The sequence below is a fragment of the Pseudomonas sp. 58(2021) genome (assembly GCF_017491585.1).
In the GTDB taxonomy this organism is placed as follows: Bacteria; Pseudomonadota; Gammaproteobacteria; order Pseudomonadales; family Pseudomonadaceae; genus Aquipseudomonas; species Aquipseudomonas fluorescens_BT.
Genome location: NZ_JAFGYZ010000017.1, coordinates 44,065 through 64,079, shown reverse-complemented (window position 1 = coordinate 64,079; position 20,015 = coordinate 44,065). Strand labels below are relative to the sequence as shown.

Below are 20,015 nucleotides of genomic sequence, written 5' to 3'. Positions count from 1 at the left end.
GACACTAGCGATTAGACGCGACAAGTTGCCGCGCCTAGTCTTAACGTTGATCAATCCCTCGGTGATGCCATGAACGCCAAGCGCCCGGCCTGCGCGGCGCCTGCACTCGAAACGCCCGCGCCCGCCGCCAGTCAGACCTACAGCTACAGCGACCTGCCCCTGGCGGAGTCGGCCAGCACCGCGCTGGCCGAAGAAGTCGCACTGGCGATTGCCTACAACGGCATCAGCCAGGCGGTGATGCTGGTCACCCCGACCGACCTTGAAGACTTCATCGTCGGCTTCAGCCTCGGCAGCGGCATCATCGAAGACGCCTCGGACATCTACGACCTGCAACTGACCGGTGCGGGCTCGGCGCAATACGCGCAAGTGACCATCGCCAACCGCGCCTTCTGGAACCTCAAGCAGCAGCGTCGGCAACTGGCCGGCACCAGCGGTTGCGGGTTGTGCGGCGTCGAAGCGGTGGAGCAGGCGTTGCCTGATCTCAAGGTTTTGCCCGGCGCACCGTTGCCGCCCGCCGAATGGCTCGACGGTCTGCGCCAACGCATCGGCGCCTTCCAGCCATTGGGCCAACATTGCGGCGCGGTGCACGCGGCGGTGTTCATGAATGCCAGCGGCGAATTGCTGCTGGGTCGTGAAGACATCGGCCGGCACAACGCTCTCGACAAACTGATCGGCGGCCTGATCCGACAAAAGATATCCACAACCGGCGGCCTGGCGATCGTCACCAGCCGCTGCAGCCTCGAATTGATCCAGAAAGTCTTGCGTGCCGGCATCCAGACCCTAGTCAGTCTGTCCGCGCCCACCGGCCTCGCCGTGCAATGGGCCCGGCGCCACCACCTCAATCTCATCCACCTGCCGCAGAAGAACGCGCCGCGGGTGTATAGCCCAGAAATGGAGAAACACTCGTGAGCCAACACCATCAAGCCGACCAGAAACCCGTCCCGCGCTACAAGCCTTACAAGGGCGCTGCCGGCGGCTGGGGCGCACTGATCAGCGTGGCCCAGGCCTGGCTGACCAGCGACAATGCGCTGAAGAACCTGCGCATGATGCTCAAGACCAACCAGAACGGCGGATTCGACTGCCCGGGCTGCGCCTGGGGCGATTCCCCGGAAAGCGGCATGGTCAAGTTCTGCGAGAACGGCGCCAAAGCGGTGAACTGGGAAGCGACCAAACGTCGGGTGGACGGCAAATTCTTCGCCAAACACAGCGTCACCGCTTTGCTGGAGCAGAGCGACTACTGGCTCGAGTATCAAGGTCGCCTGACCGAGCCGGTCGTGTATGACGCCGAAACCGATCGCTACAAGCCAATCAGCTGGGACGATGCCTACGCGCTGATCGGCAAACACCTGCAAGCGCTGTCGAGTCCGGATCAGGCCGAGTTCTACACCTCGGGCCGCGCCAGCAACGAAGCGGCGTACCTGTATCAACTGTTCGTGCGCGCCTTCGGCACCAACAACTTCCCCGACTGCTCGAACATGTGCCACGAGGCCAGCGGTGTTGCGTTGGCGCAAAGTGTCGGTGTCGGCAAAGGCACCGTGACCTTCGACGATTTCGAACACGCCGATGCGATTTTCGTCTGGGGCCAGAACCCGGGCACCAACCATCCGCGCATGCTCGAACCCCTGCGTGAAGCGGTGAAGCGCGGTGCTCAGGTGGTGTGCATCAACCCGCTGAAAGAGCGCGGCCTGGAACGCTTCCAGCACCCGCAGCACCCGATCGAAATGCTCACCAATGGCGACAAACCGACCAACACCGCGTATTTCCGCCCGGCACTGGGCGGCGACATGGCGGTGTTGCGCGGCATGGCCAAATTCCTGCTGCAATGGGAACGCGATGCGCAGAAGGCCGGCGCACCGGCGGTGTTCGATCACGATTTCCTCAATGAACACAGCGTCAACGTGCTGGAATACCTGGGCGTCGTCGATGACACGCCGTGGGAGCAGATCGTCTCGCAGTCCGGCCTGACCTTGGTCGAGATCGAGCAAGCGGCGCGCATGTACGCCAAAGGCAAGAACGTGATCATGTGCTGGGCGATGGGCATCACCCAGCACCGCCATTCAGTGCCGACCATCCAGGAAATCGCCAACCTGATGCTGCTGCGCGGCAACATCGGCAAGCCCGGCGCCGGTCTGTGCCCGGTGCGCGGCCACAGTAACGTGCAGGGCGACCGCACCATGGGCATCAACGAGCGTCCGCCGGTGGCGTTCCTCGACTCCCTGGAGCGTCGCTTCCAGTTCAAGGTGCCACGCCACAACGGGCACAACGTGGTCGAGGCGATTCACGCGATGGCCGAAGGTCGCGCCAAGGTGTTCATCGGCCTGGGCGGCAACTTTGCCCAGGCCACGCCGGACAGCCCGCGCACCTTCCAGGCCCTGAGCAACTGCGACCTGACCGTGCAGATCAGCACCAAGCTCAACCGCAGCCACCTCGCCCACGGCAAGGACGCATTGATCCTGCCGTGCCTGGGCCGTACCGACATCGACATCCAGACCGAGGGCCCGCAAGCCGTCACCGTGGAAGACTCGTTCAGCATGGTGCACGCCTCCAATGGTCAGCTGCAGCCGCTGTCGAACCAGATGCGCTCGGAGCCGTCGATCATCGCCGGCATCGCCGCCGCAACCCTGGGCAGCAAACCGGTGGACTGGAACTGGCTGGTGGCCGACTACCGGCGCATTCGCGAACTGATCGCCGACACCATTCCGGGCTTCAAGGACTTCAACGAGAAGGTCAAGAACCCGGGCGGTTTCTACCTCGGCAACAGCGCCGGCGCGCGCAAGTGGAACACCACATCGGGCCGGGCCAACTTCAAGCCGAACCTGCTGCCCAAGGACCTGATTCACGAACGCACCCGCGCCACCGGCAAACTGCCGGACCTGATCCTGCAATCGATGCGCTCTCACGATCAGTACAACACCACGATTTATGGTCTCGACGACCGTTATCGCGGGGTGAAGGGGCAGCGTGATGTGCTGTTCGCCAACGAAGCCGACATCATTCGCCTGGGCTTCAAGCCCGGGCAGAAGGCTGACATCGTGTCGCTGTGGGACGATGGACGCGAGCGTCGGGTGAAGGGCTTCACGCTGCTGGCGTTCGATATACCGGCGGGACAAGCGGCGGCTTATTACCCTGAAGTGAACCCGTTGGTGCCGCTGGAAAGCACCGGCGATGGCAGCCATACGCCGACGTCGAAGTTCATCGCAATCAGGTTGGAGGCGGCGAGTGAGACGGGACTGATCATGGCCAAGTCAGCCTGAGACGGCGCCTGAACGAGCCCGCTCGCGAAAGCGGCAGCCGAATCAATGATCTTTTCCTGCGCGAACACTTTTCAACCGCCCACAAAAAAGGCCGCTTTGTGATCAAAGCGGCCTGTCCGAAGTAGTTAAAGACCGGCGAAAAACGGTTAAGTTCCACCCAAAAATCAGTAGCTTGCAGAATTGTATACAGGTCGTGCTATTCGTCGGATTTCGATTGTCACGCCCATTGCAGAGCCTCAGGATCGCGCCGTCATCCCTTTGAGGCTCCTCTATGAAGTTCTCCCAGATTCTCTTGTTGTCCCTTGGCCTGGTCAGTGGCTTCGCTTCTGCCGGAGGCACCACCGAAGCAGGTGTGGGCGGCGCATTGGGCGGGGTTCTTGGCTCGGTCGTCGGTCAGTCTTTAGGCGGCAGCACAGGTTCAACCATTGGCGCGGCCCTGGGTGGCGCGGGTGGTAGCGCGGTGGGCGCCAACAAACACAGCCGTGGCGAAGCCGCCATTGGCGGTGCATTGGGCGCAGCCGGCGGTAACGTGGTCGGCCGCAGCATGGGCGGCACCACCGGCAGCCTGATCGGCGCCGCAGCAGGTGGCGGCGCCGGTGGCGCGCTGGGTAACTACATGGGCAACGAGAGCAATCGCGAAGACCGCTATTACGATCGCGGCCGTGACCGTGGTCGCTACTACCGCGACGATCACCGTGGTCGTGGCCACGCGTACGGCCATCGCAAGCATCACCGCTACTACCGCGACTGAGGCCTGACCTCGTTGCCGGTACAGCCAGATCGCAGCTCCCCCGAGCTGCGATTTTTTTTGCCTGTCAGATCGCCAGCCGTTCCAGTGCCCCGCGCAAACCTGCCGGGATCGCCACCGGCTGGTTCGATGCACGATCAACGAACACATGCACGAAACGCCCCGCCGCACAGGCTTCATGCTCGCCAGCCTTGAATACGGCCAGCTCGTATTGCACTGAACTGTTGCCCAGTTTGCCGACCCGCAAGCCGACTTCGATCAAGTCCGGGAACGCAATCGAGGCGAAGTAATCGCAAGACGAACTCACCACAAACCCCACCACCTCGCCATCGTGAATATCCAGCCCACCGACCTGAATCAGGTAGGTGTTCACGGCCGTATCGAAAAAGCTGTAGTAGGTGACGTTGTTGACGTGGCCATAGGCATCGTTGTCGTGCCAGCGCGTGGTGATCGGCTGGAAATGCGGGTAATCGGCGCGTTGCGGCATCGGGTTGGACATCAGTGTCGATTCCTTGAGTGATCGGCTCAGTCTAAAGGTAAAAACCCTTTCCTCGCGCCGCCAGCTCGCCAATCAATTGTGCCGGTCGCCACTGATCTCCCTGCCGCGTTTCCAGCGCCAGCAGCCGCTTGTGAATATCTGCCAGCCCCTGATCGTCCGCCCAGGCCATCGGCCCGCCCCTCTCCGCCGGGAAGCCATAGCCGTTCAGGTAAACCTGATCGATGTCATGCGCCGACTCGGCAATCCCTTCCTGCAGGATCTTCGCGCCCTCGTTGACCAACGCCAGCAGACAGCGCTCAAGGATCTCCTCGGACCCGATCTCACGGCGATGAAACCCCAGACCTTCGCTGACGCTCAACACCAGTGCGTCCACTTCAGGGTCATGCTCGGCCTGACGACTGCCTGGTTCGTAATGGTAGTAACCGTTGCCGGACTTCTGACCGAAGCGACCCAGTTCACACAAGCGGTTATCCACCTGAACCTCGGGCGCGTCCTGCCCTTTGCCGGCCAGCTCGCGGGCACGCCACTCAAGATCGATGCCGACCACGTCGTACATGCGAAACGGCCCCATGGCGAAACCGAAACTCTGCAACGCCGCATCGACCTGATGTGGATACGCCCCTTCGAGCAACATCTTGCGCGCTTCGAGCACGTATGGATGGAGCATGCGGTTGCCGATAAAACCGTGGCAGTTGCCCGACACCACACTGACCTTGCCCATGCGCTTGCCCAACTCCAGAGCGGCTTCAAGCACAGCCGGTGAGGTCTGCGCGCCACGGACTATTTCCAGCAGTTTCATGATGTGCGCCGGGCTGAAGAAATGCAGGCCCAGCACTTGAGTCGGCCGCCGTGTCGCGGCGGCAATGGCGTCGATGTCCAGCGCCGAAGTATTGCTCGCCAGCAGCGCCTCTGGCTTCAGCACGCCATCGAGCTCACGGAAGATCTTCTGCTTGAGCTCAAGGTTCTCGTACACCGCCTCAATCACCAGGTCGACGTTGCGGATCGCCACATAATCCGCCGCCGCGCTGACCCGGGCGATTCGCGCATCAGCCTCGGCCTGATCGATCCGCCCCTGACGCACGTTGTGCGCATAGGTATCGGCCACCGTCTTCAGCGCCTGCTCAAGCATCTGTGGATTGTTGTCGACCCATTGCACTGACACGCCGGCGTTGGCCAGGCACATGACAATGCCACGGCCCATGGTGCCAGCGCCGATCACGGCGGCCCGCTGAATTTCGAAGGATGTCTGGCTCATGCTGTTCTCTTGTGGGCGATCCGAAGACAGCCTTCACCATAGTCAGCCACCGGGCATTTTTGAAGTTTATTGCCGTGATGATCGACATTCAGCAAATGGATTCGATGCCTCAGAGATGCGCCTGAGCCCACGCCCGCAAGTCCGCGTAGGGGTAGTCCTCCAGCGCCGCATACCCGGAGATGGTTCGCGCCTTGAGTTTGGTAAACAGCGGCACACTGATCCCGCACAGAAACCGCGTCAGCCGCTCCGCCGAAGGAACACTGCCGGTCAGTTGCTCATGCCTGTGGATAAAGTCGCCGCACAACGCCGGAAAACTTTTATCCACAAGCGCCGGCAACGCCGGAGGTGACGGCAGCCGGGCGACCTGCCCGTGGCACACCGAACAATGCCCGCAATGCTCGGGGGCATTGTGATCACCGAAGTACTCCGCCAGTCGGTGACCCAGGCAACGCTCGGTGGCGAACAATTCGAGCATCGCGTGAATCCGCGCCACTTCGGCCTGTTCGTGGCGGGAAAAGTCATCATGCAACTCGCCACTCAGGACCTGGCTGTCGAAGGCGCTGTGCAGCACGTTGTAGACCTCGGTCATCTGTTTGCTTTCCAGCTCGACCCAGCCCTTCTCCTGGAAGTAATCCAGCGCCTTCACCACACGATTTCGCTCGGCCGAATATTGCGAATACATCGCCTCGAAATTCACCGTGGCCCAGGTCCGCGCGCGGCTCGAAGTCTGGATGATCGCCGCGACGAAATCCCTGCGCTCACCCTCAAAACGCTCAAGCAACGCCTCGGGCTCCAGCAGGTATTTGAAACGGTATTCGGCGTAATACGCGTAGCGCGGGGCAATCAGCCCTCGCAGCTCCAGTTGCACCAGCAACGTCTTCAATGGCAGCGCACGGATGTTGCTCTGATCCGCCAGCGGCCCGAGTAAAAACTCCCACTGACCTTCAGGTGCAGCGGCCTGTAACTCGTCCAGCACATGGCGAATGCCATCGCGCTCCGGCGTGTCGCCATAGATGAAGTTTTCCAGCACATTGAGACTGTCGCGGTTGGCCAGCACCAGACAGTCGGAGGGTTGCCCGTCACGCCCGGCGCGGCCGATTTCCTGGCTGTAGTTTTCAATGGATTTGGGCAGGTCGAAATGCACCACGTTGCGGATGTCGCTCTTGTCGATGCCCATGCCGAACGCGATGGTGGCGACGATGCAATTGGACTGCCCGCCCATGAAGCGCTTCTGGATCGCTTCACGTTGTTCGTGGGGCAACCCGGCGTGGTAAGCCTCGGCCTGGATGCCATTGCGCTCCAGATGCTCGGCGATGTGTTCGGCGGTTTTCTGCAGAGTGACGTAGACGATGCTCGGCTGACCCGCACGCTCGGCCATCCACTGCACCAGCCGTCGACGCTTGTCCTCACTGCGTACCGGCTCCACCAGCAGATTGAGGTTGGGCCGGTAGAAACCGGTGGTCACCACATCCTCGGCGGCGATGGCGAATTTCGCCTGCATGTCGGCGATGACTTTCGGCGTTGCCGTGGCAGTCAGCAGCAAGGTCTGCGCAATGTTGAACTGGCGCTGGTAGTCGGGCAGCTTGAGGTAGTCGGGCCGGAAGTTATGGCCCCATTCGGAGATGCAGTGCGCCTCATCCACCACCAGCAGCGAGATCGGCACCTGCTGCAAAAAATTGCGGAAGCGCTCGTTCTTCAAGCGCTCAACGGAAATCATCAGAATCTTCAATTCGCCCGAACGGGCACGGGTCATCACGTCGTTGGCATCTTCGCGGCTCTGTGCCGAGTCGATGCTCCCCGCCGAAATGCCGTGGCGCCGCAAGAACTCAAGCTGATCCTGCATCAGTGCCAGCAACGGCGAAACCACCAGCGTCAGGTGCGGCAGCAGGAGCGCCGGGACCTGGTAGCAAAGGGACTTGCCGGAACCCGTGGGAAAAATCGCCGCCGCCGAGCGCCCGGCCAGCACAGCGCTGATTGCCGCTTCCTGACCGGGTCGAAATTGTGGATAACCGAAAACCTGTTCCAGGGTGTTGTGCATTCGCTGTCACTCCGTTGACCGCCGTGATGCCAACAGCCTAGCGGGCGATCGCAGCGAATCGAGAAAAGGTCGGGGGCAAATCGATACGGGATGATACAGCGTCGGCGGCCACGCCACGGGATCAAACAAATGAAACACTTTGTTCATCGCCGCGTGAATCGACCTGAAGGTAATGTCCGTCACGCCTCGAGCCAGGACGGCCGATGCCCATGGATTTTTATCAAGGAGTGAACATGTCAAAGCCTTTGAAACTGCCCTTCGCCCTGATCCTTGCATCCCTGTTACTGGGTGGATGTACGCCCTCTCCCGACAACTTTCCACCGCCCTGGGCTTCCGCCGTGACAACGGGTGAAACCTCTTCAACCTGACACCCGCCAAAGCGCTATGGCCGCAGGACGGCCACCCGCAATTGCTCATCCAGTACCCGCTCATGCACGTCCAGGCTCTTGCTCGCCCACAGTGCATGGGCCGGGCTGATATCGCCCGTAAATGCCGCCGCCAACTGACGCAAGTCGGCGACGCTGCGCACCCGCGGGCAAAACGCTTGTTCGTCGCAATTCTGACTGGCGTTGCGATAGGTATGGAGCAAGCGATCCCACAGACCGTCGCGCACTTGCCGGATCGACTTGAGCTGCATTTGCTGCACGCCCAGTCGTTGTTTGAGTCCCGTTTCGTCCAGCGCTTCGCTCGCCAGCAGAGCCTTGCCGAAGATCAACACTTCAGCGCGGGAAGCTGTGTCAATGTTGGCTTGAGTGGTGAGTGCATCGGGCCAACCGCTGCGCTCCAGGTTGGCCAGCGCCAGCCCATTGCCCGTGTCGGAGGCCACCGTCAAACGACAACCACTGGCCCACAGCAAGATGATCGAGGCCATTCGTAGCCACTGCATACCTAATTCCCTTTAAGCGTGTGTCGGACGTCTGGAAACGCCCTACGGATTCTGGCGCGCACCATACAGAGGTTTACCGGGAATCGCCCGACAAACGCGTAGGAAATTTCTTCCGTCAGGGTTTGGCTGTGAAAACACCGCAAAAATGCGTAGGGCAAATGCCCGAACCCCGGAAAAACCCCTACGAATTCTGTCCATCGCGGCTGTCTTGTCCCGCTCGAGGGCACCCTTCTATAGTGGCCGGCGCGACTGAAAACACTGTGTCGGCCCGCCACAGCGACTTCGTAAAGGACACACCCCGATCATGAACATGTTCAAGCCGTCAAACACCCGATACCGCGCACTCACAACCAGCTATAGCGAAACGCCCGTGCTGGTCATTGATACCGAAGCGAGCCACCGCGATCTCCTTGATGCTGCCGATCAGCGGCTGCGGGCAGCCAACAATCTGCTGGAAACTCTTTACTGCCTGTGTTTCAAACAGGCCGATGTCAAAGACATCCCCAACATCGTCAATGCGCTTTATCTGTTGACGCAGGACGGCTGCGACTTGCTGGAAGTTGCAAGACAACGAATAAATAATTAACGCCACCATCCAAACTTACAAAGTTCGAAACAACCCTTCACTTCCATTACTGCGAAGTTCAGAACTAGCCTGTTTGCTCTTTCATCAACCCAGAGCAACAACATGACTACGCTAACTATTTTCTTTTGCGGTACAGGTTCGACAAAGTTTGATAACACCCACGAAAATTATTGGGATGGCGAACTGGTCTCCACACTTGCCTCCCATCACTCTGGTCGCGAGTTCGCCGAATGGATCGTGGTCGATGGCCCCGGCACCAGTAACCTGCAGGCCGATGACCTGTTCACCAAATCCAAGGACTATGGCCTCAGCGGAACCCTGTTCGGCAAGGGCTGGGAGGAAAACGTCCAGCACGCGATGAACATCATCAAAGGCAAATGCGACTGGCAGCGCGAGCAACTGACCGAAGCAGAATATAACCGCCTCAAAGCGGCAGGCATTCCGATTGAAGATGTAAAAGTCGAGGGCTCGTGGCTGTGGCGCAAGTACAACTACGGCGACCGCAGCATCACGCAACAGAAGTTGCAGGAGCAGATCATTAAAACTTTCCGCAAGGACGGTGTCATTCCAACAAAAGTCAATCTGGTGGGCTGGAGCCGTGGCGGCATAAGTTGCCACATGCTGGCCAATGCGATGTTCAACGACACTGCGCTGAAAAACATTCCAGTGAATATCTTCGCCATTGATCCCGTGCCCGGTATCGGTAACTTTCAGGAACACCGGGTGAAGCTCAACACCAACGTAAAAGAGTACGTGGGCTTCTATGCACGGGACGAACGATCCAAAGGCTTCAGTTGCGTCATCCCACAAACCGCGACCAGCACCAAGACCAGCATCTTCCCCATGCCCGGCCGTCACGCCACCCTGGTCGGCAACGCCTCCGCCGATGGCAACAGTGGTCCCAAAGTGCTGGCCGAACCGGGTCTCATCGTCCGCCACTTTGCAGAGGTCTGCCTGAAACGCTGGGGCACCGTCCTCGAGAAAAACCTCAACCTCTCCGACGCCGACCTTCGCAACCATGCCGCCACCATCGTCAATGCGGCAGCGAAATACAAGGCCATGGAAAAGTGCTCCTACACCTGGTTCACCGAACTGGATCAAGGCGAACGCTACGTTTCGCTGGGCAGCAAAGGCGTTCCGTTTTCGACGGTGAAAGGCACGATCTACACCCCGGCGAGCGGGCTGACGACGAGTGTGCTGGATGTTGAGGCGTATCGGGCGATTCGTTGAAACCGTGATTGATCTGTAGGAACGGCCTGCCCGGATCTGCATCCCGTTCCTACAGGCAGCGGCGCCTTGTCTTCTATCGGTGCCTGTTAGCCCAAATCTATAGTTGTGAGTGTCGCTGCCCAATCAGCGATTCAGGTTTGGTCACCTGAAAAACAGAGATAACTGATACATGCCCTTGTATGCTGCCGAGCTCTTTCTGTCGGCATGCTTTATGGCGGGCTGTGTTTGGGACGCTTCGGCGTACCGGGTTATCTCTGCCGGTTTGACCAACTTGAACACAGTCCGCCTCCACCGCTTGGTCACGGTAGCAGCGGTTCATCGATGCCTACAGAGATAGAAAAAATGAAATCATGGAACGAGCTCCACTCCGATCGCTACCGCCCACTCGACTCCAACCTCACCGACACCAAGCCCCTGGTCATCGACACCGATGCCAACCCGCAAGACATCCTCGAATGCGCCGTCCAGCGCCTGCGCGCCTCAAGCGACCTGCTGCAAACCCTCTACTGCCTCTGCTTCAAACACGCCGACGTCGAAGACATCCCGCACATCACCCACGCCCTCTACCTGCTGACCAAAGACGGCTGTGACCTGCTGCAAGTCGCCCAGCAGAAAATGCTCAGCTGGAAAGCCCCGGCCTGACGAACTCCTCAGGCAGGCGTGTTCATGGCTAGAACTGCCTGCCTCTATCTCAAACACTGACGCTGACATTTCCGGCGCAAAACTTAAGGATCTGGATTTTGCAAACTATTATTGATTGCGTACGATGGGAGCCATTGTTCAACCAAGGGCTTGCTTTCATGACCACTGAAACCATTGATCACAGCACTCTCACGCGACTGTTTGAGAACGGTTCGATCAGTAGCGCACATATCGTCGCCAAGCCCGGTGGCTGGTCGATTCAAGTTCAGCAAGGAAGCAAAGAGTATTCACTGGCAGCACAGCGCAGTGGTCAGGTGCGGCTGTTCAAGCGGTTCGAAACACTTGTGACCTACCTGCAAGGAGTGGGTATCAATCACTTCGATGTGGACGCCTCCAGTTATGATCCTCTTCAAATAAAAACCTATGCTCGCCCTGATCGCGCCGAAGCGATGAAGCAAGCTCATGAAGCTGCTGCGTATGAAGAATGGGTCAAGCAACAGGTACAAATCAGCATTGATGACCCAAGACCCAGCGTCAGCGATGAAGACGCTCGCAGGATATTTGCCGCCAAGCGTGATGCCCTGCGTCAGCGAGTACGTTGATGAGGTTAGTCTGGCGCCAAGAGGCGCTGGATGACCGAGACAACATCATGGAGCGTATCGGACAGGAAAATCCCGTTGCAGCGATTGAGCTCGATGAGGTTTTCGAACTGAAAGGAGAAAGCGCTCGCCAGCACCCAGCCATATACCGAAAAGGTATCGCGGAAGGCACCCGCGAAATCGTCGTCACCCCAAACTACGTCATCATCTACGCAATCAAAGTTGATGTTGTGGAAGTGCTGCGAGTGCTGCATACCAGACGGCAATGGCCATGATGGCTGGAGAAAAAATGCTTAGGAGTTCGAGGCTCCTTAAGTAGCATTATTCTGGCTGTTTAGCGCGGACTCTGCGGGAATAATGGCAGTTGATCTGACAACGAAGTCCAACCAATCACCCACAAAAAAGCCGCCCTCAAGAGGCGGCTTTTTCATTCACCAGAACTAAGTCTTACAACTTAGGCCCGGCAGCCTTGATCGCGTCGCTCACGTCGAACTTCTTGAAGTTCTCGATGAACAGACCGGCCAGTGCTTTGGCAGCTTCGTCGTACGCAGCCTTGTCAGCCCAGGTGTTGCGTGGGTTGAGCAGGTTGGTTTCGACGCCCGGTACGGCCAGTGGCACGTCCAGGTTGATGGTGTCCAGGTGTTCGGTTTCAGCACCGATCAATGCACCGCTCTGGATCGCTGCGATCACGGCGCGGGTGGTCGGGATGTTGAAGCGCTTGCCGACGCCGTAGCCACCGCCGGTCCAGCCGGTGTTGACCAGGTAGACCTTGGAGCCGAAGCCCTTGATGCGCTTGATCAGCAGCTCAGCGTATTCGCCAGCCGGGCGCGGGAAGAACGGTGCGCCGAAGCAGGTGGAGAAGGTCGACTTGATGCCGCTGCCCGAACCCATTTCAGTCGAGCCCACCAGTGCGGTGTAGCCGGACAGGAAGTGGTAGGCCGCCTGCTCGTTGTTCAGGATCGACACTGGCGGCAGGACGCCGGTCAGGTCGCAGGTCAGGAAGATTACAGCATTGGGCTCGCCGCCCAGGTTCTTCTCGGAACGCTTGGCAACGTGCTCCAGCGGGTAGGCTGCGCGGCTGTTCTGGGTCAGGCTGACATCGGCGTAGTCGGCGTGCTTGGCGTCGTCGATCACGACGTTTTCCAGCACAGCGCCGTGCTTGATGGCTTTCCAGATGACCGGCTCGTTCTTCTCGGACAAGTCGATGCACTTGGCGTAGCAGCCGCCTTCGATGTTGAACACAACACCTTCACCCCAGCCGTGTTCGTCGTCACCGATCAGGTAACGGCTTTCGTCGGCGGACAGGGTGGTCTTGCCGGTGCCCGACAGACCGAAGAACAGGGTCACGTCGCCCTCTTCGCCGATGTTGGCAGCGCAGTGCATTGGCAGCACGTCAGCGGCCGGCAGCAGGAAGTTCTGCACCGAGAACATGGCTTTCTTCATTTCACCGGCGTAACGCATGCCGGCGATCAGCACTTTCTTCTGGGCAAAGTTGATGATCACGCAACCGTCGGAATTGGTGCCGTCACGCTCAGGCACGCACTCGAAGTTGGCGACGTTCAGCACTTGCCACTCTTCGCGACCGGCCGGGTTGTACTGGGCCGGATTGATGAACAGGCAACGACCGAACAGGTTCTGCCAGGCAGTCTGGGTGGTCATCTTCACGGCCAGGTAGTGATCTTCGGCCGCGCCTACATGCACGTGGGAAACGAAATGCTCTTGCGCGTTGTTGAATGCTTCAACACGAGCCCACAGCGCGTCGAACTTGTCGGCCGGGAACTTGCGGTTGATCGGGCCCCAGGCAATGGCAGCCTGGGTGGAAGGCTCTTCAACGATGAAACGGTCGACTGGCGAACGGCCGGTGCGGTGACCGGTGCGAACAACCAGAGCGCCGGTATCGGCAAGCTCGCCTTCACCGCGTTTCAGGGCTTCTTTTACCAGATCATCAACACTCAGATCGGTGTACACGGCGTTATTGGCTTGCGTCATGAGGTTCCCCGTCGGCCAGTGGCCGAGTGTGCTCCAAACGTTTTGTAGTAGAAAGTCGTGCACTACTACCGCGAAAAAAGTGGGCCGGATTATGCCAGAAAAGCCCAAAAAGAGTAGGGCCCTCCCGTCGTAACGGCGTTATTCCGTCGTTGAGCAGTGAATTTACCTGCGCTGAACCGTTTTAGTGCCGGGTATCTGACGGCGTCTCGACGCCCGCGCCAGCGAACAATTGAGCGATATCCGCCGCATCGAACAGGTAGCGCTGGTTGCAGAACTGGCAATCGATCTCGACGCTGCCACCCTGCTCGGCCACCAATTGCTGCGCATCTTCCAGACCCAGGCTGACCAGTGCATTGCCCGAACGCTCACGGGAGCAACTGCAGTGGAAACGCAGTTTCTGCACATCGAACAGACGGACCTGCTCTTCATGGTAAAGACGATGCAGAACCGTTTCGTTGTCCAGGCTCAACAGTTCATCAGCGGTCAGGGTGTTGCCCAGCGCGGTGATGTGCTGCCAGCTGGCGGCGCGCTCTTCTTCATCTTTCAGGCGATCGGCAGGCAGTTGCTGCAGCAGCAGGCCACGGGCGCGACGACCATCGGCGCAGAGCTTGAAGCGGGTGCCGACCTGCTGGGACATGACGAAGTAGTTGGTGAAACAGTCGGACAGGGTTTCGCCGTCGAGATCGACGATGCCCTGATAGCGCTGGCCGACGGTCGGGTCGATCGTCAGGGCCAGAACGCCCTCAGGCATCAGGTCGGCGAGGGTCGCGTCGGGGGCAATCTGGTCAGCCTCGTAACGGGCCAGGCCACGGATCTCACGCTCGCTGGAGCACTCGATCATCAACAGCGGAATCGGGCCTTCGGAGCGTGCCTGAAGGATCAGCAAGCCATCGAATTTCAGAGTGCCCACCAGCAACGACGCGGCAGCCATGAATTCGCCCAGCAATTGCGCAACCGGCTCGGGATACGGGTGCTTGGCGAGCACTTCGGCGTAGCTGCGTTCCAGCGACACCAGTTCGCCGCGCGTGTCGCTGTCATCGAAGATGAAGCGTTGGGTGTAATCGGTATCGAGGAAATCGGTCATAGGTTTAGGTATCTGATTTTAATGACAAAATGGTTACAAAGAATGAAAATCCCGCGCTTCTGGCATCCATTTTGATGCCTGTGTTCAGCCACGGGAGGCATTTTATGAACAATCCGGGTTTGTTCCAATCAAGGTGGAACCTCGGCCGGCTGCTTCTGTGCAATACGGTGCCATTGGCACTACTGGCTTTCTGGTTATGGCCTACAGGCCAGATGCTGTGTGTGGTTTTCGACGAGTGGCTGTTCCGCTCACTCAATACTCCGCTGGCCAGCAACCCCATATGGCTCCACATCTGGGCAATTGCAAGTCTGCGCCCGTTCGATGTTGTCGTCGGACTGATTCTGCTGACGTTGCTGATCAAGGGCGACTGGGTCTTCAAGGCGATTGATGTACGTCGCGCCTTCTTCGGATTTTTCTCGATCCTGCTGCTGATGGTGGTCATCCGCGCGCTGTTTTCCAAATTCGCCGATCACATGGGCTGGCAGCACAACAGTCCCTCCATGGTGCTCGAAGGCGCCGTCCATATGAGCGATTACTTCCCGCATCTGGAGAAGGCCTTTGAGCTGAAGGATCGCTCAAGCCAGAGTTTCCCCGGTGACCACGCTTCGGTGTTGCTGATCTGGGCGCTGTTCATGGGGGTGTTCAGTCGTTCAGCCGGCCAGTTCCTGACGATCTGGGGCCTGGCGCTGCTGTTCATGCTGCCGCGTCTGGTAGCCGGCGCACACTGGGGCCAGGACGATTACATCGGTGGTCTGCTGCTGGCGGTGTGGGCGCTGGGTTGGGGTTACTACACGCCGTTCGCCTATCACGCGGCGAATTTCTGGCTGAAGGTCACGGCGCCGATTTTCGGGCTGCTGGGCAAGTTGCCGGTGATTTCGCGGATGACCATCGTGTCCGCACGATAATCGACGACCACTGAAAAAAATCGCAGCCTTTGACGGGTCTTGAGTCAGGACCGGCAAGCTGCGATTTTTTATTCGCCGCTGCTGTTCCCACGAAATTTAAACAGATCCCGCCGCTGCTTCTTGCTGGGTTTGCCATCGGTGGTCACGCCCATCGCCCCGGCCTTGCGCATCGCCGCAGCCGCCTCGCGCTTGGCGATACTGGCCTCGGTCTCCGCATACAGTGTCTGAGCTTCCGGCGCGCCACGACGCACGATCGACAGGGCCTGGACCACTACAGTCTTTTCCTCGAAGCCGGTACGAATCTCGAATTCGTCGCCAATGCGTGGCTCTTTGCCAGGCTTGCAGCGCTCTCCCCGACAATGCACTTTGCCGCTCTCGATCGCAGCCTTGGCCAAGGCCCGTGTTTTATAAAAACGCGCTGCCCACAACCATTTATCGAGACGGACCTTGTCGTCCTCTTCCTGTTTTTGCGCCATATGAATTCCTCGTTCAGCCAGTAGTCGGAACTGTACTACCGATTCTGTCGGGCGCAAGGATCCGGCCCTCCAGATAAACTGTGATCTTCGCCGGTTCAACGGCATGGAGTGATCGAGTGACCAAATTTCCGTCTTCATTGACCTCGCCCCGATCCGGGTGCCCGGGCTGCCAGCAAAGCGAGCCGCTGGGCTTCGATTTTTCCTTCGCCTATCAGCCCATCGTGGATCTGCGTGACGAGTCGGTTTACGCCTACGAGGCGCTGGTTCGTGGTCCGGCCGGCGAAGGCGCGTTAACCGTGCTGGATCAGGTTACAGAAGACAACCGCTACCGTTTCGACCAACTCTGCCGGACTCGCGCCATCGAAGGCGCGGCCGCGCTTAATATGCAGACACACTTGTCGATCAACTTCATGCCCAACGCCGTCTATCGTCCAGAGTTATGCATTCGCAGCACCCTGGAGGCCGCCAGGAAACACAATTTCCCGATCGACCGTCTGATTTTCGAAACCCTGGAAAGCGAGCACGTAGATAACTATCGCCATTTGACCAATATTCTGCGTGAATACCGCGAATTCGGCTTCAAGACGGCCATCGACGATTTCGGTGCCGGCTATTCAGGGCTCAATCTACTGGCCGATTTCCAGCCTGACCTGATCAAACTCGACATGGCGCTGATCCGCGATATCGACCGTGACCGTATTCGTCAGGCTATCGTTCGGGGGATTGTCACAATCTGTGCGGAGTTGGACGTTACAGTCATCGCCGAAGGCATAGAAAGCGCTGGTGAACGGGATTTCCTGGCGGATTGTGGAATATTTCTGATGCAGGGATTCTGGTTCGCCAAGCCTGCATTCAAAGCGTTAGCTCAGGTTTCCCCTGCAGCGTGGACGCGTTAATTGTTGGTTTTTTCCATTGAAGACATTTGACCATTTGACCGTTGTCGGTCTGCGCGAGTGGGTGGCACTCCCGGATCTGGGAGTCGCGGGCCTTCGGGCGAAAATCGACACCGGCGCCAGCACCTCCAGCCTGCACGCCACCGACATCGAGCCGTTTGAACGGGACGGCGAGAAATGGGTGCGTTTCACTGCGCACCTGGGCACGGTGGTGCAGTTGCGCCACCGGCGTTGCGAAGCGCCGCTGGTCACCCGCAAAACCATCAAGAGTTCCAACGGCCAGGCCCAGGTGCGCTACGTGATCAGCACCACCCTGGCCCTCGGTGATCGGGTCTGGCCGGTCGAGTTCACCCTCGCCTGCCGCAAGTCCATGCGCTATCGCCTGTTGCTCGGTTCCAAAGCCCTGATCGACGGCCAGCTGGTGGTCAATCCGGGCATCAAGTATGTACAAGACAAGCCGGTGTTCCCGGTATCTACCTCCTCCACAGGTGTTGCATGAAGATCGCTGTGCTGTCGCGCAATCCGCGTCTGTATTCCACCCGTCGTCTGGTCGAAGCCGGCACCGAACGCGGGCATGAAATGGTGGTGATCGACACCTTGCGCGCCTACATGAACATCGCCAGCCACAAACCGCAGATCCACTATCGCGGCAAACCGCTGGAAGGTTTCGACGCGGTGATCCCGCGGATTGGCGCATCGGTGACGTTCTATGGCTGCGCGGTGCTGCGTCAGTTCGAAATGATGGGGGTGTTCCCGCTCAACGAATCGGTGGCCATCGCCCGCTCCCGGGACAAACTGCGTTCGCTGCAGCTGCTTTCCCGCCGTGGCATCGGCCTGCCAGTGACCGGGTTCGCCCACTCGCCGGACGACATTCCCGACCTGATCGACATGGTCAACGGCGCTCCATTGGTGATCAAGGTGCTGGAAGGTACCCAGGGGATCGGCGTGGTGCTGTGTGAAACTGCAACGGCGGCGGAGTCGGTGATCGAGGCATTCATGGGCCTGAAGCAGAACATCATGGTGCAGGAATACATCAAGGAAGCGGGCGGCGCGGATATTCGCTGTTTCGTGGTCGGTGACAAGGTGATCGCGGCGATGAAGCGTCAGGCCAAGCCCGGGGAATTCCGCTCCAACCTGCACCGTGGCGGCAGCGCCAGCCTGATCAAGATCACCCCGGAAGAACGCATGACCGCGTTGCGTGCCGCCAAGGTCATGGGCCTGGCGGTGGCGGGTGTGGATATCCTGCGCTCCAATCACGGGCCGCTGGTGATGGAAGTGAACTCGTCGCCGGGCCTGGAAGGGATCGAGACCACCACCGGCAAGAACGTGGCGGGGATCATCATCGAACACCTTGAGAAGAATGGCGGGCCGAACATGACCCGCACCAAAGGCAAGGGCTAGACCTGAAGCGATGAGGCGGCCAAATGGCCGCCATCGCGAGCTGGCTCCCACAGGGGGATGCATTTCAACTGTGGGAGCGAGCTTGCTCGCGAAGAGGCCGTCAGACCCGGCAGGATATCCGCCGTTAAACGGCATCTCTTGGCAACATCAATCCCAGCGGCAACCGAACCCGTGCTTCCAGCCCGCCACCGGACCGGTTACGCAACTCGACATTGCCGCCGTGCATCGACGCAATCCGCTTGACGATCGCCAAGCCCAGCCCGGTGCCCTTCCCGCCCCGCGCGCGGTCGCCACGGGTGAACGGATTGAAGATCGCCTCGAGCTCCGACGGATCAATCCCCGCCCCACGGTCCATCACGCTCAGCACCACATACGGCGCGCTGGTGTCGCCGGACACATAGGCCGCGACGTCCACGCTACCGCCGGCATGGTTCAACGCGTTGCCGATCAGGTTGTTCAGCAGACGTTTCATCGACACCCGACGCAGCGGGAACGGCTGGATCGGCTCCAGACGCAAACGCACCTTTTCTTCACTCTGGTTGTACGGCGCCGCGACTTCGCGCACCAGATCGCTCAGATCCACCTCTTCCACCGACTCGTCTCGACCATCGCGAATGAACGCGAGGAACTGGTCGAGGATCGCGTCCATGTCTTCGATGTCGCGCACCATGTCGTCGGTCAGGTCGGTGCGATCGCCCATCAACTCCAGTGACAGTCGCAGACGGGTCAGCGGTGTTCGCAGGTCATGGGAAACGCCGGCGAGCATCAGTTCACGTTCACGACCGGCCTGTTCGACGTCTTCAGCCATCTGATTGAAGGCGCGATAAACCTCGGTCATTTCGCTGGGCGTATCGCTGATCGGCAGGCGCACGCTGCGGCCCTGACCGAGTTGCCGGGCGGCATAGACCAGACGTTTCAACGGTTGGTTGAGCTGGCTGACGAAAATCCATGCGGAAGCGGTCGAAAGCAGCCCGATGGCGAGGAACCATCCGAGCACGTTCCAGATTTTCTGGCCACGCAACGGATGAGGATACAGCGGCACTTTCAGCCATCCGTCCCCCAGGCTCGGCGCGCGCACCCACAACGCCGGCGGCGAATGCATGCGCAGCCGGACTTCCGTATCGGCACCCAGCTCCGCCTGCATCTGCCGCTGGTAGATTTCGCTGTAAGGCCAGTGCTGTTCACCTTCCGGCACACCGGCACCGACCACCCGGATCAGGGTTGCGGCATCGGCGATCTTCGCGCGGTTCTCTTCATCGGCGGCCCAATAGGCGCGCAGCGTCAGGGCGACGCCGTGGCTGTATTGGCGATCCACCAGCACATCCTCGTTCATCAGCAGATAAACCAGGGTCAGTGCCTTGGAAAACAATACGACGATGAGCACCAGCCAGAGGGTGCGGGAGAAGAAACTTTGGGGGAACCAGACAGGGGTTTTCATGGATAACCGCTACGCACTTGCAGGAGCGAGCAATGCTCGCATATTGCGGATAGCGAGTCTGCGGAGGAGGCACTTTCGACCGTTTCCCGCAG

Annotated in this window: 20 protein-coding genes; 12 read left to right on the top strand and 8 right to left on the bottom strand. The window is 59.5% G+C overall.

Annotation, left to right across the window (positions count from 1 at the left end; translation table 11 throughout):
* Positions 1 to 69 precede the first annotated feature (69 nt).
* The 3 genes from fdhD (at position 70) to J5M72_RS19845 (ending at position 4,005) form a co-directional block, all read left to right on the top strand.
* Positions 70 to 909, top strand: coding sequence for a formate dehydrogenase accessory sulfurtransferase FdhD (gene fdhD, locus J5M72_RS19855; RefSeq protein ID WP_169428413.1), 840 nt, complete (start codon positions 70 to 72; stop codon positions 907 to 909).
* Entirely contained in the window at positions 906 to 3,254 is a 2,349-nt protein-coding gene (locus tag J5M72_RS19850) for an FdhF/YdeP family oxidoreductase (RefSeq protein ID WP_169428412.1), read from the top strand. Before fdhD ends, J5M72_RS19850 begins: the two co-directional genes overlap by 4 nt.
* 271 nt (positions 3,255 to 3,525) lie before the next feature.
* Positions 3,526 to 4,005 carry a glycine zipper domain-containing protein gene (locus tag J5M72_RS19845; protein WP_169428411.1) on the top strand — a complete coding sequence of 160 codons (480 nt, stop codon included), beginning with the start codon at positions 3,526 to 3,528 and terminating at the stop codon, positions 4,003 to 4,005.
* A 64-nt stretch (positions 4,006 to 4,069) separates the two neighbouring features.
* Here J5M72_RS19845 and J5M72_RS19840 read toward each other — a convergent pair whose 3' ends face one another.
* From J5M72_RS19840 to J5M72_RS19825, 4 genes are all read right to left on the bottom strand, one after another.
* The gene (locus J5M72_RS19840; RefSeq protein ID WP_085712723.1) at positions 4,070 to 4,501 is read right to left on the bottom strand and encodes a thioesterase family protein; all 432 of its coding nucleotides are present in this window, start codon (positions 4,499 to 4,501) and stop codon (positions 4,070 to 4,072) included.
* A 31-nt stretch (positions 4,502 to 4,532) separates the two neighbouring features.
* Positions 4,533 to 5,756 (bottom strand): 3-hydroxyacyl-CoA dehydrogenase, encoded by a 1,224-nt coding sequence (locus tag J5M72_RS19835; protein WP_207866851.1) that lies wholly within the window; start codon positions 5,754 to 5,756, stop codon positions 4,533 to 4,535.
* A 109-nt stretch (positions 5,757 to 5,865) separates the two neighbouring features.
* The gene (locus J5M72_RS19830) at positions 5,866 to 7,794 is read right to left on the bottom strand and encodes an ATP-dependent DNA helicase RecQ (RefSeq protein ID WP_207866850.1); all 1,929 of its coding nucleotides are present in this window, start codon (positions 7,792 to 7,794) and stop codon (positions 5,866 to 5,868) included.
* 382 nt (positions 7,795 to 8,176) lie between these two features.
* The gene (locus J5M72_RS19825; RefSeq protein ID WP_169428407.1) at positions 8,177 to 8,680 is read right to left on the bottom strand and encodes a polysaccharide deacetylase; all 504 of its coding nucleotides are present in this window, start codon (positions 8,678 to 8,680) and stop codon (positions 8,177 to 8,179) included.
* 304 nt (positions 8,681 to 8,984) lie between these two features.
* Between J5M72_RS19825 and J5M72_RS19820 the strand changes: the two genes are divergently transcribed.
* The 5 genes from J5M72_RS19820 to J5M72_RS19800 all read left to right on the top strand — a co-directional run bounded on the left by J5M72_RS19820 (position 8,985) and on the right by J5M72_RS19800 (position 12,012).
* Positions 8,985 to 9,266: a hypothetical protein gene (locus J5M72_RS19820; RefSeq protein ID WP_207866849.1), complete on the top strand. Its 282-nt coding sequence runs from the start codon at positions 8,985 to 8,987 to the stop codon at positions 9,264 to 9,266.
* Between the two features lie 102 nt (positions 9,267 to 9,368).
* A complete protein-coding gene (locus tag J5M72_RS19815) occupies positions 9,369 to 10,496 on the top strand; it encodes a hypothetical protein (protein ID WP_207866848.1) in 1,128 nt (375 codons plus the stop codon).
* Positions 10,497 to 10,838: 342 nt separating this feature from the next.
* On the top strand, positions 10,839 to 11,138 hold the full coding sequence (locus J5M72_RS19810; protein ID WP_085712718.1) for a hypothetical protein: 300 nt from the start codon (positions 10,839 to 10,841) through the stop codon (positions 11,136 to 11,138).
* Between the two features lie 158 nt (positions 11,139 to 11,296).
* Positions 11,297 to 11,740 (top strand): hypothetical protein, encoded by a 444-nt coding sequence (locus tag J5M72_RS19805; protein WP_134825142.1) that lies wholly within the window; start codon positions 11,297 to 11,299, stop codon positions 11,738 to 11,740.
* Positions 11,740 to 12,012, top strand: a complete 273-nt coding sequence (locus J5M72_RS19800; RefSeq protein WP_169428403.1) for a type II toxin-antitoxin system RelE/ParE family toxin — start codon at positions 11,740 to 11,742, stop codon at positions 12,010 to 12,012. The genes J5M72_RS19805 and J5M72_RS19800 overlap by 1 nt, the downstream gene beginning before the upstream one ends.
* 172 nt (positions 12,013 to 12,184) lie before the next feature.
* Here J5M72_RS19800 and J5M72_RS19795 read toward each other — a convergent pair whose 3' ends face one another.
* Together J5M72_RS19795 and hslO are read right to left on the bottom strand one after the other, a co-directional pair.
* Positions 12,185 to 13,726, bottom strand: a complete 1,542-nt coding sequence (locus tag J5M72_RS19795; protein ID WP_207866847.1) for a phosphoenolpyruvate carboxykinase — start codon at positions 13,724 to 13,726, stop codon at positions 12,185 to 12,187.
* Between the two features lie 181 nt (positions 13,727 to 13,907).
* Entirely contained in the window at positions 13,908 to 14,810 is a 903-nt protein-coding gene (gene hslO, locus J5M72_RS19790; RefSeq protein WP_207866846.1) for an Hsp33 family molecular chaperone HslO, read from the bottom strand.
* Between the two features lie 104 nt (positions 14,811 to 14,914).
* On the opposite strand from hslO, the gene J5M72_RS19785 reads away from it, so the two are divergent.
* The gene (locus tag J5M72_RS19785; protein ID WP_169428401.1) at positions 14,915 to 15,715 is read left to right on the top strand and encodes a phosphatase PAP2 family protein; all 801 of its coding nucleotides are present in this window, start codon (positions 14,915 to 14,917) and stop codon (positions 15,713 to 15,715) included.
* Between the two features lie 68 nt (positions 15,716 to 15,783).
* On the opposite strand, the gene J5M72_RS19780 is transcribed toward J5M72_RS19785, so the two are convergent.
* Entirely contained in the window at positions 15,784 to 16,191 is a 408-nt protein-coding gene (locus J5M72_RS19780; RefSeq protein ID WP_169428400.1) for a S4 domain-containing protein, read from the bottom strand.
* Positions 16,192 to 16,307: 116 nt separating this feature from the next.
* Here J5M72_RS19780 and J5M72_RS19775 point away from each other — a divergent pair, with 116 nt between their 5' ends.
* From J5M72_RS19775 to rimK, 3 genes are read left to right on the top strand one after another with little or no spacing between them, the layout of a single operon-like run.
* Positions 16,308 to 17,087 (top strand): EAL domain-containing protein, encoded by a 780-nt coding sequence (locus tag J5M72_RS19775; protein ID WP_207866845.1) that lies wholly within the window; start codon positions 16,308 to 16,310, stop codon positions 17,085 to 17,087.
* Positions 17,088 to 17,136: 49 nt separating this feature from the next.
* The gene (locus J5M72_RS19770; protein WP_169432582.1) at positions 17,137 to 17,583 is read left to right on the top strand and encodes an ATP-dependent zinc protease; all 447 of its coding nucleotides are present in this window, start codon (positions 17,137 to 17,139) and stop codon (positions 17,581 to 17,583) included.
* Positions 17,580 to 18,485 carry a 30S ribosomal protein S6--L-glutamate ligase gene (rimK, locus tag J5M72_RS19765; protein WP_007949201.1) on the top strand — a complete coding sequence of 302 codons (906 nt, stop codon included), beginning with the start codon at positions 17,580 to 17,582 and terminating at the stop codon, positions 18,483 to 18,485. Before J5M72_RS19770 ends, rimK begins: the two co-directional genes overlap by 4 nt.
* 124 nt (positions 18,486 to 18,609) lie before the next feature.
* Here rimK and J5M72_RS19760 read toward each other — a convergent pair whose 3' ends face one another.
* Positions 18,610 to 19,923, bottom strand: coding sequence for an ATP-binding protein (locus J5M72_RS19760; protein ID WP_085712711.1), 1,314 nt, complete (start codon positions 19,921 to 19,923; stop codon positions 18,610 to 18,612).
* Positions 19,924 to 20,015: the final 92 nt, after the last annotated feature.

Bases quoted from the DNA above. Each gene is read 5' to 3' on its own strand.
- rimK (WP_007949201.1), top strand. From the start codon at position 17,580: ATGAAGATCGCTGTGCTGTCGCGCAATCCGCGTCTGTATTCCACCCGT.
- J5M72_RS19845 (WP_169428411.1), top strand. From the start codon at position 3,526: ATGAAGTTCTCCCAGATTCTCTTGTTGTCCCTTGGCCTGGTCAGTGGC.
- J5M72_RS19840 (WP_085712723.1), bottom strand. From the start codon at position 4,501: ATGTCCAACCCGATGCCGCAACGCGCCGATTACCCGCATTTCCAGCCG.
- J5M72_RS19785 (WP_169428401.1), top strand. From the start codon at position 14,915: ATGAACAATCCGGGTTTGTTCCAATCAAGGTGGAACCTCGGCCGGCTG.
- J5M72_RS19795 (WP_207866847.1), bottom strand. From the start codon at position 13,726: ATGACGCAAGCCAATAACGCCGTGTACACCGATCTGAGTGTTGATGAT.
- J5M72_RS19825 (WP_169428407.1), bottom strand. From the start codon at position 8,680: ATGCAGTGGCTACGAATGGCCTCGATCATCTTGCTGTGGGCCAGTGGT.
- J5M72_RS19820 (WP_207866849.1), top strand. From the start codon at position 8,985: ATGAACATGTTCAAGCCGTCAAACACCCGATACCGCGCACTCACAACC.
- fdhD (WP_169428413.1), top strand. From the start codon at position 70: ATGAACGCCAAGCGCCCGGCCTGCGCGGCGCCTGCACTCGAAACGCCC.
- J5M72_RS19800 (WP_169428403.1), top strand. From the start codon at position 11,740: ATGAGGTTAGTCTGGCGCCAAGAGGCGCTGGATGACCGAGACAACATC.
- J5M72_RS19815 (WP_207866848.1), top strand. From the start codon at position 9,369: ATGACTACGCTAACTATTTTCTTTTGCGGTACAGGTTCGACAAAGTTT.
- J5M72_RS19805 (WP_134825142.1), top strand. From the start codon at position 11,297: ATGACCACTGAAACCATTGATCACAGCACTCTCACGCGACTGTTTGAG.
- J5M72_RS19760 (WP_085712711.1), bottom strand. From the start codon at position 19,923: ATGAAAACCCCTGTCTGGTTCCCCCAAAGTTTCTTCTCCCGCACCCTC.
- J5M72_RS19830 (WP_207866850.1), bottom strand. From the start codon at position 7,794: ATGCACAACACCCTGGAACAGGTTTTCGGTTATCCACAATTTCGACCC.
- J5M72_RS19835 (WP_207866851.1), bottom strand. From the start codon at position 5,756: ATGAGCCAGACATCCTTCGAAATTCAGCGGGCCGCCGTGATCGGCGCT.
- hslO (WP_207866846.1), bottom strand. From the start codon at position 14,810: ATGACCGATTTCCTCGATACCGATTACACCCAACGCTTCATCTTCGAT.
- J5M72_RS19780 (WP_169428400.1), bottom strand. From the start codon at position 16,191: ATGGCGCAAAAACAGGAAGAGGACGACAAGGTCCGTCTCGATAAATGG.
- J5M72_RS19810 (WP_085712718.1), top strand. From the start codon at position 10,839: ATGAAATCATGGAACGAGCTCCACTCCGATCGCTACCGCCCACTCGAC.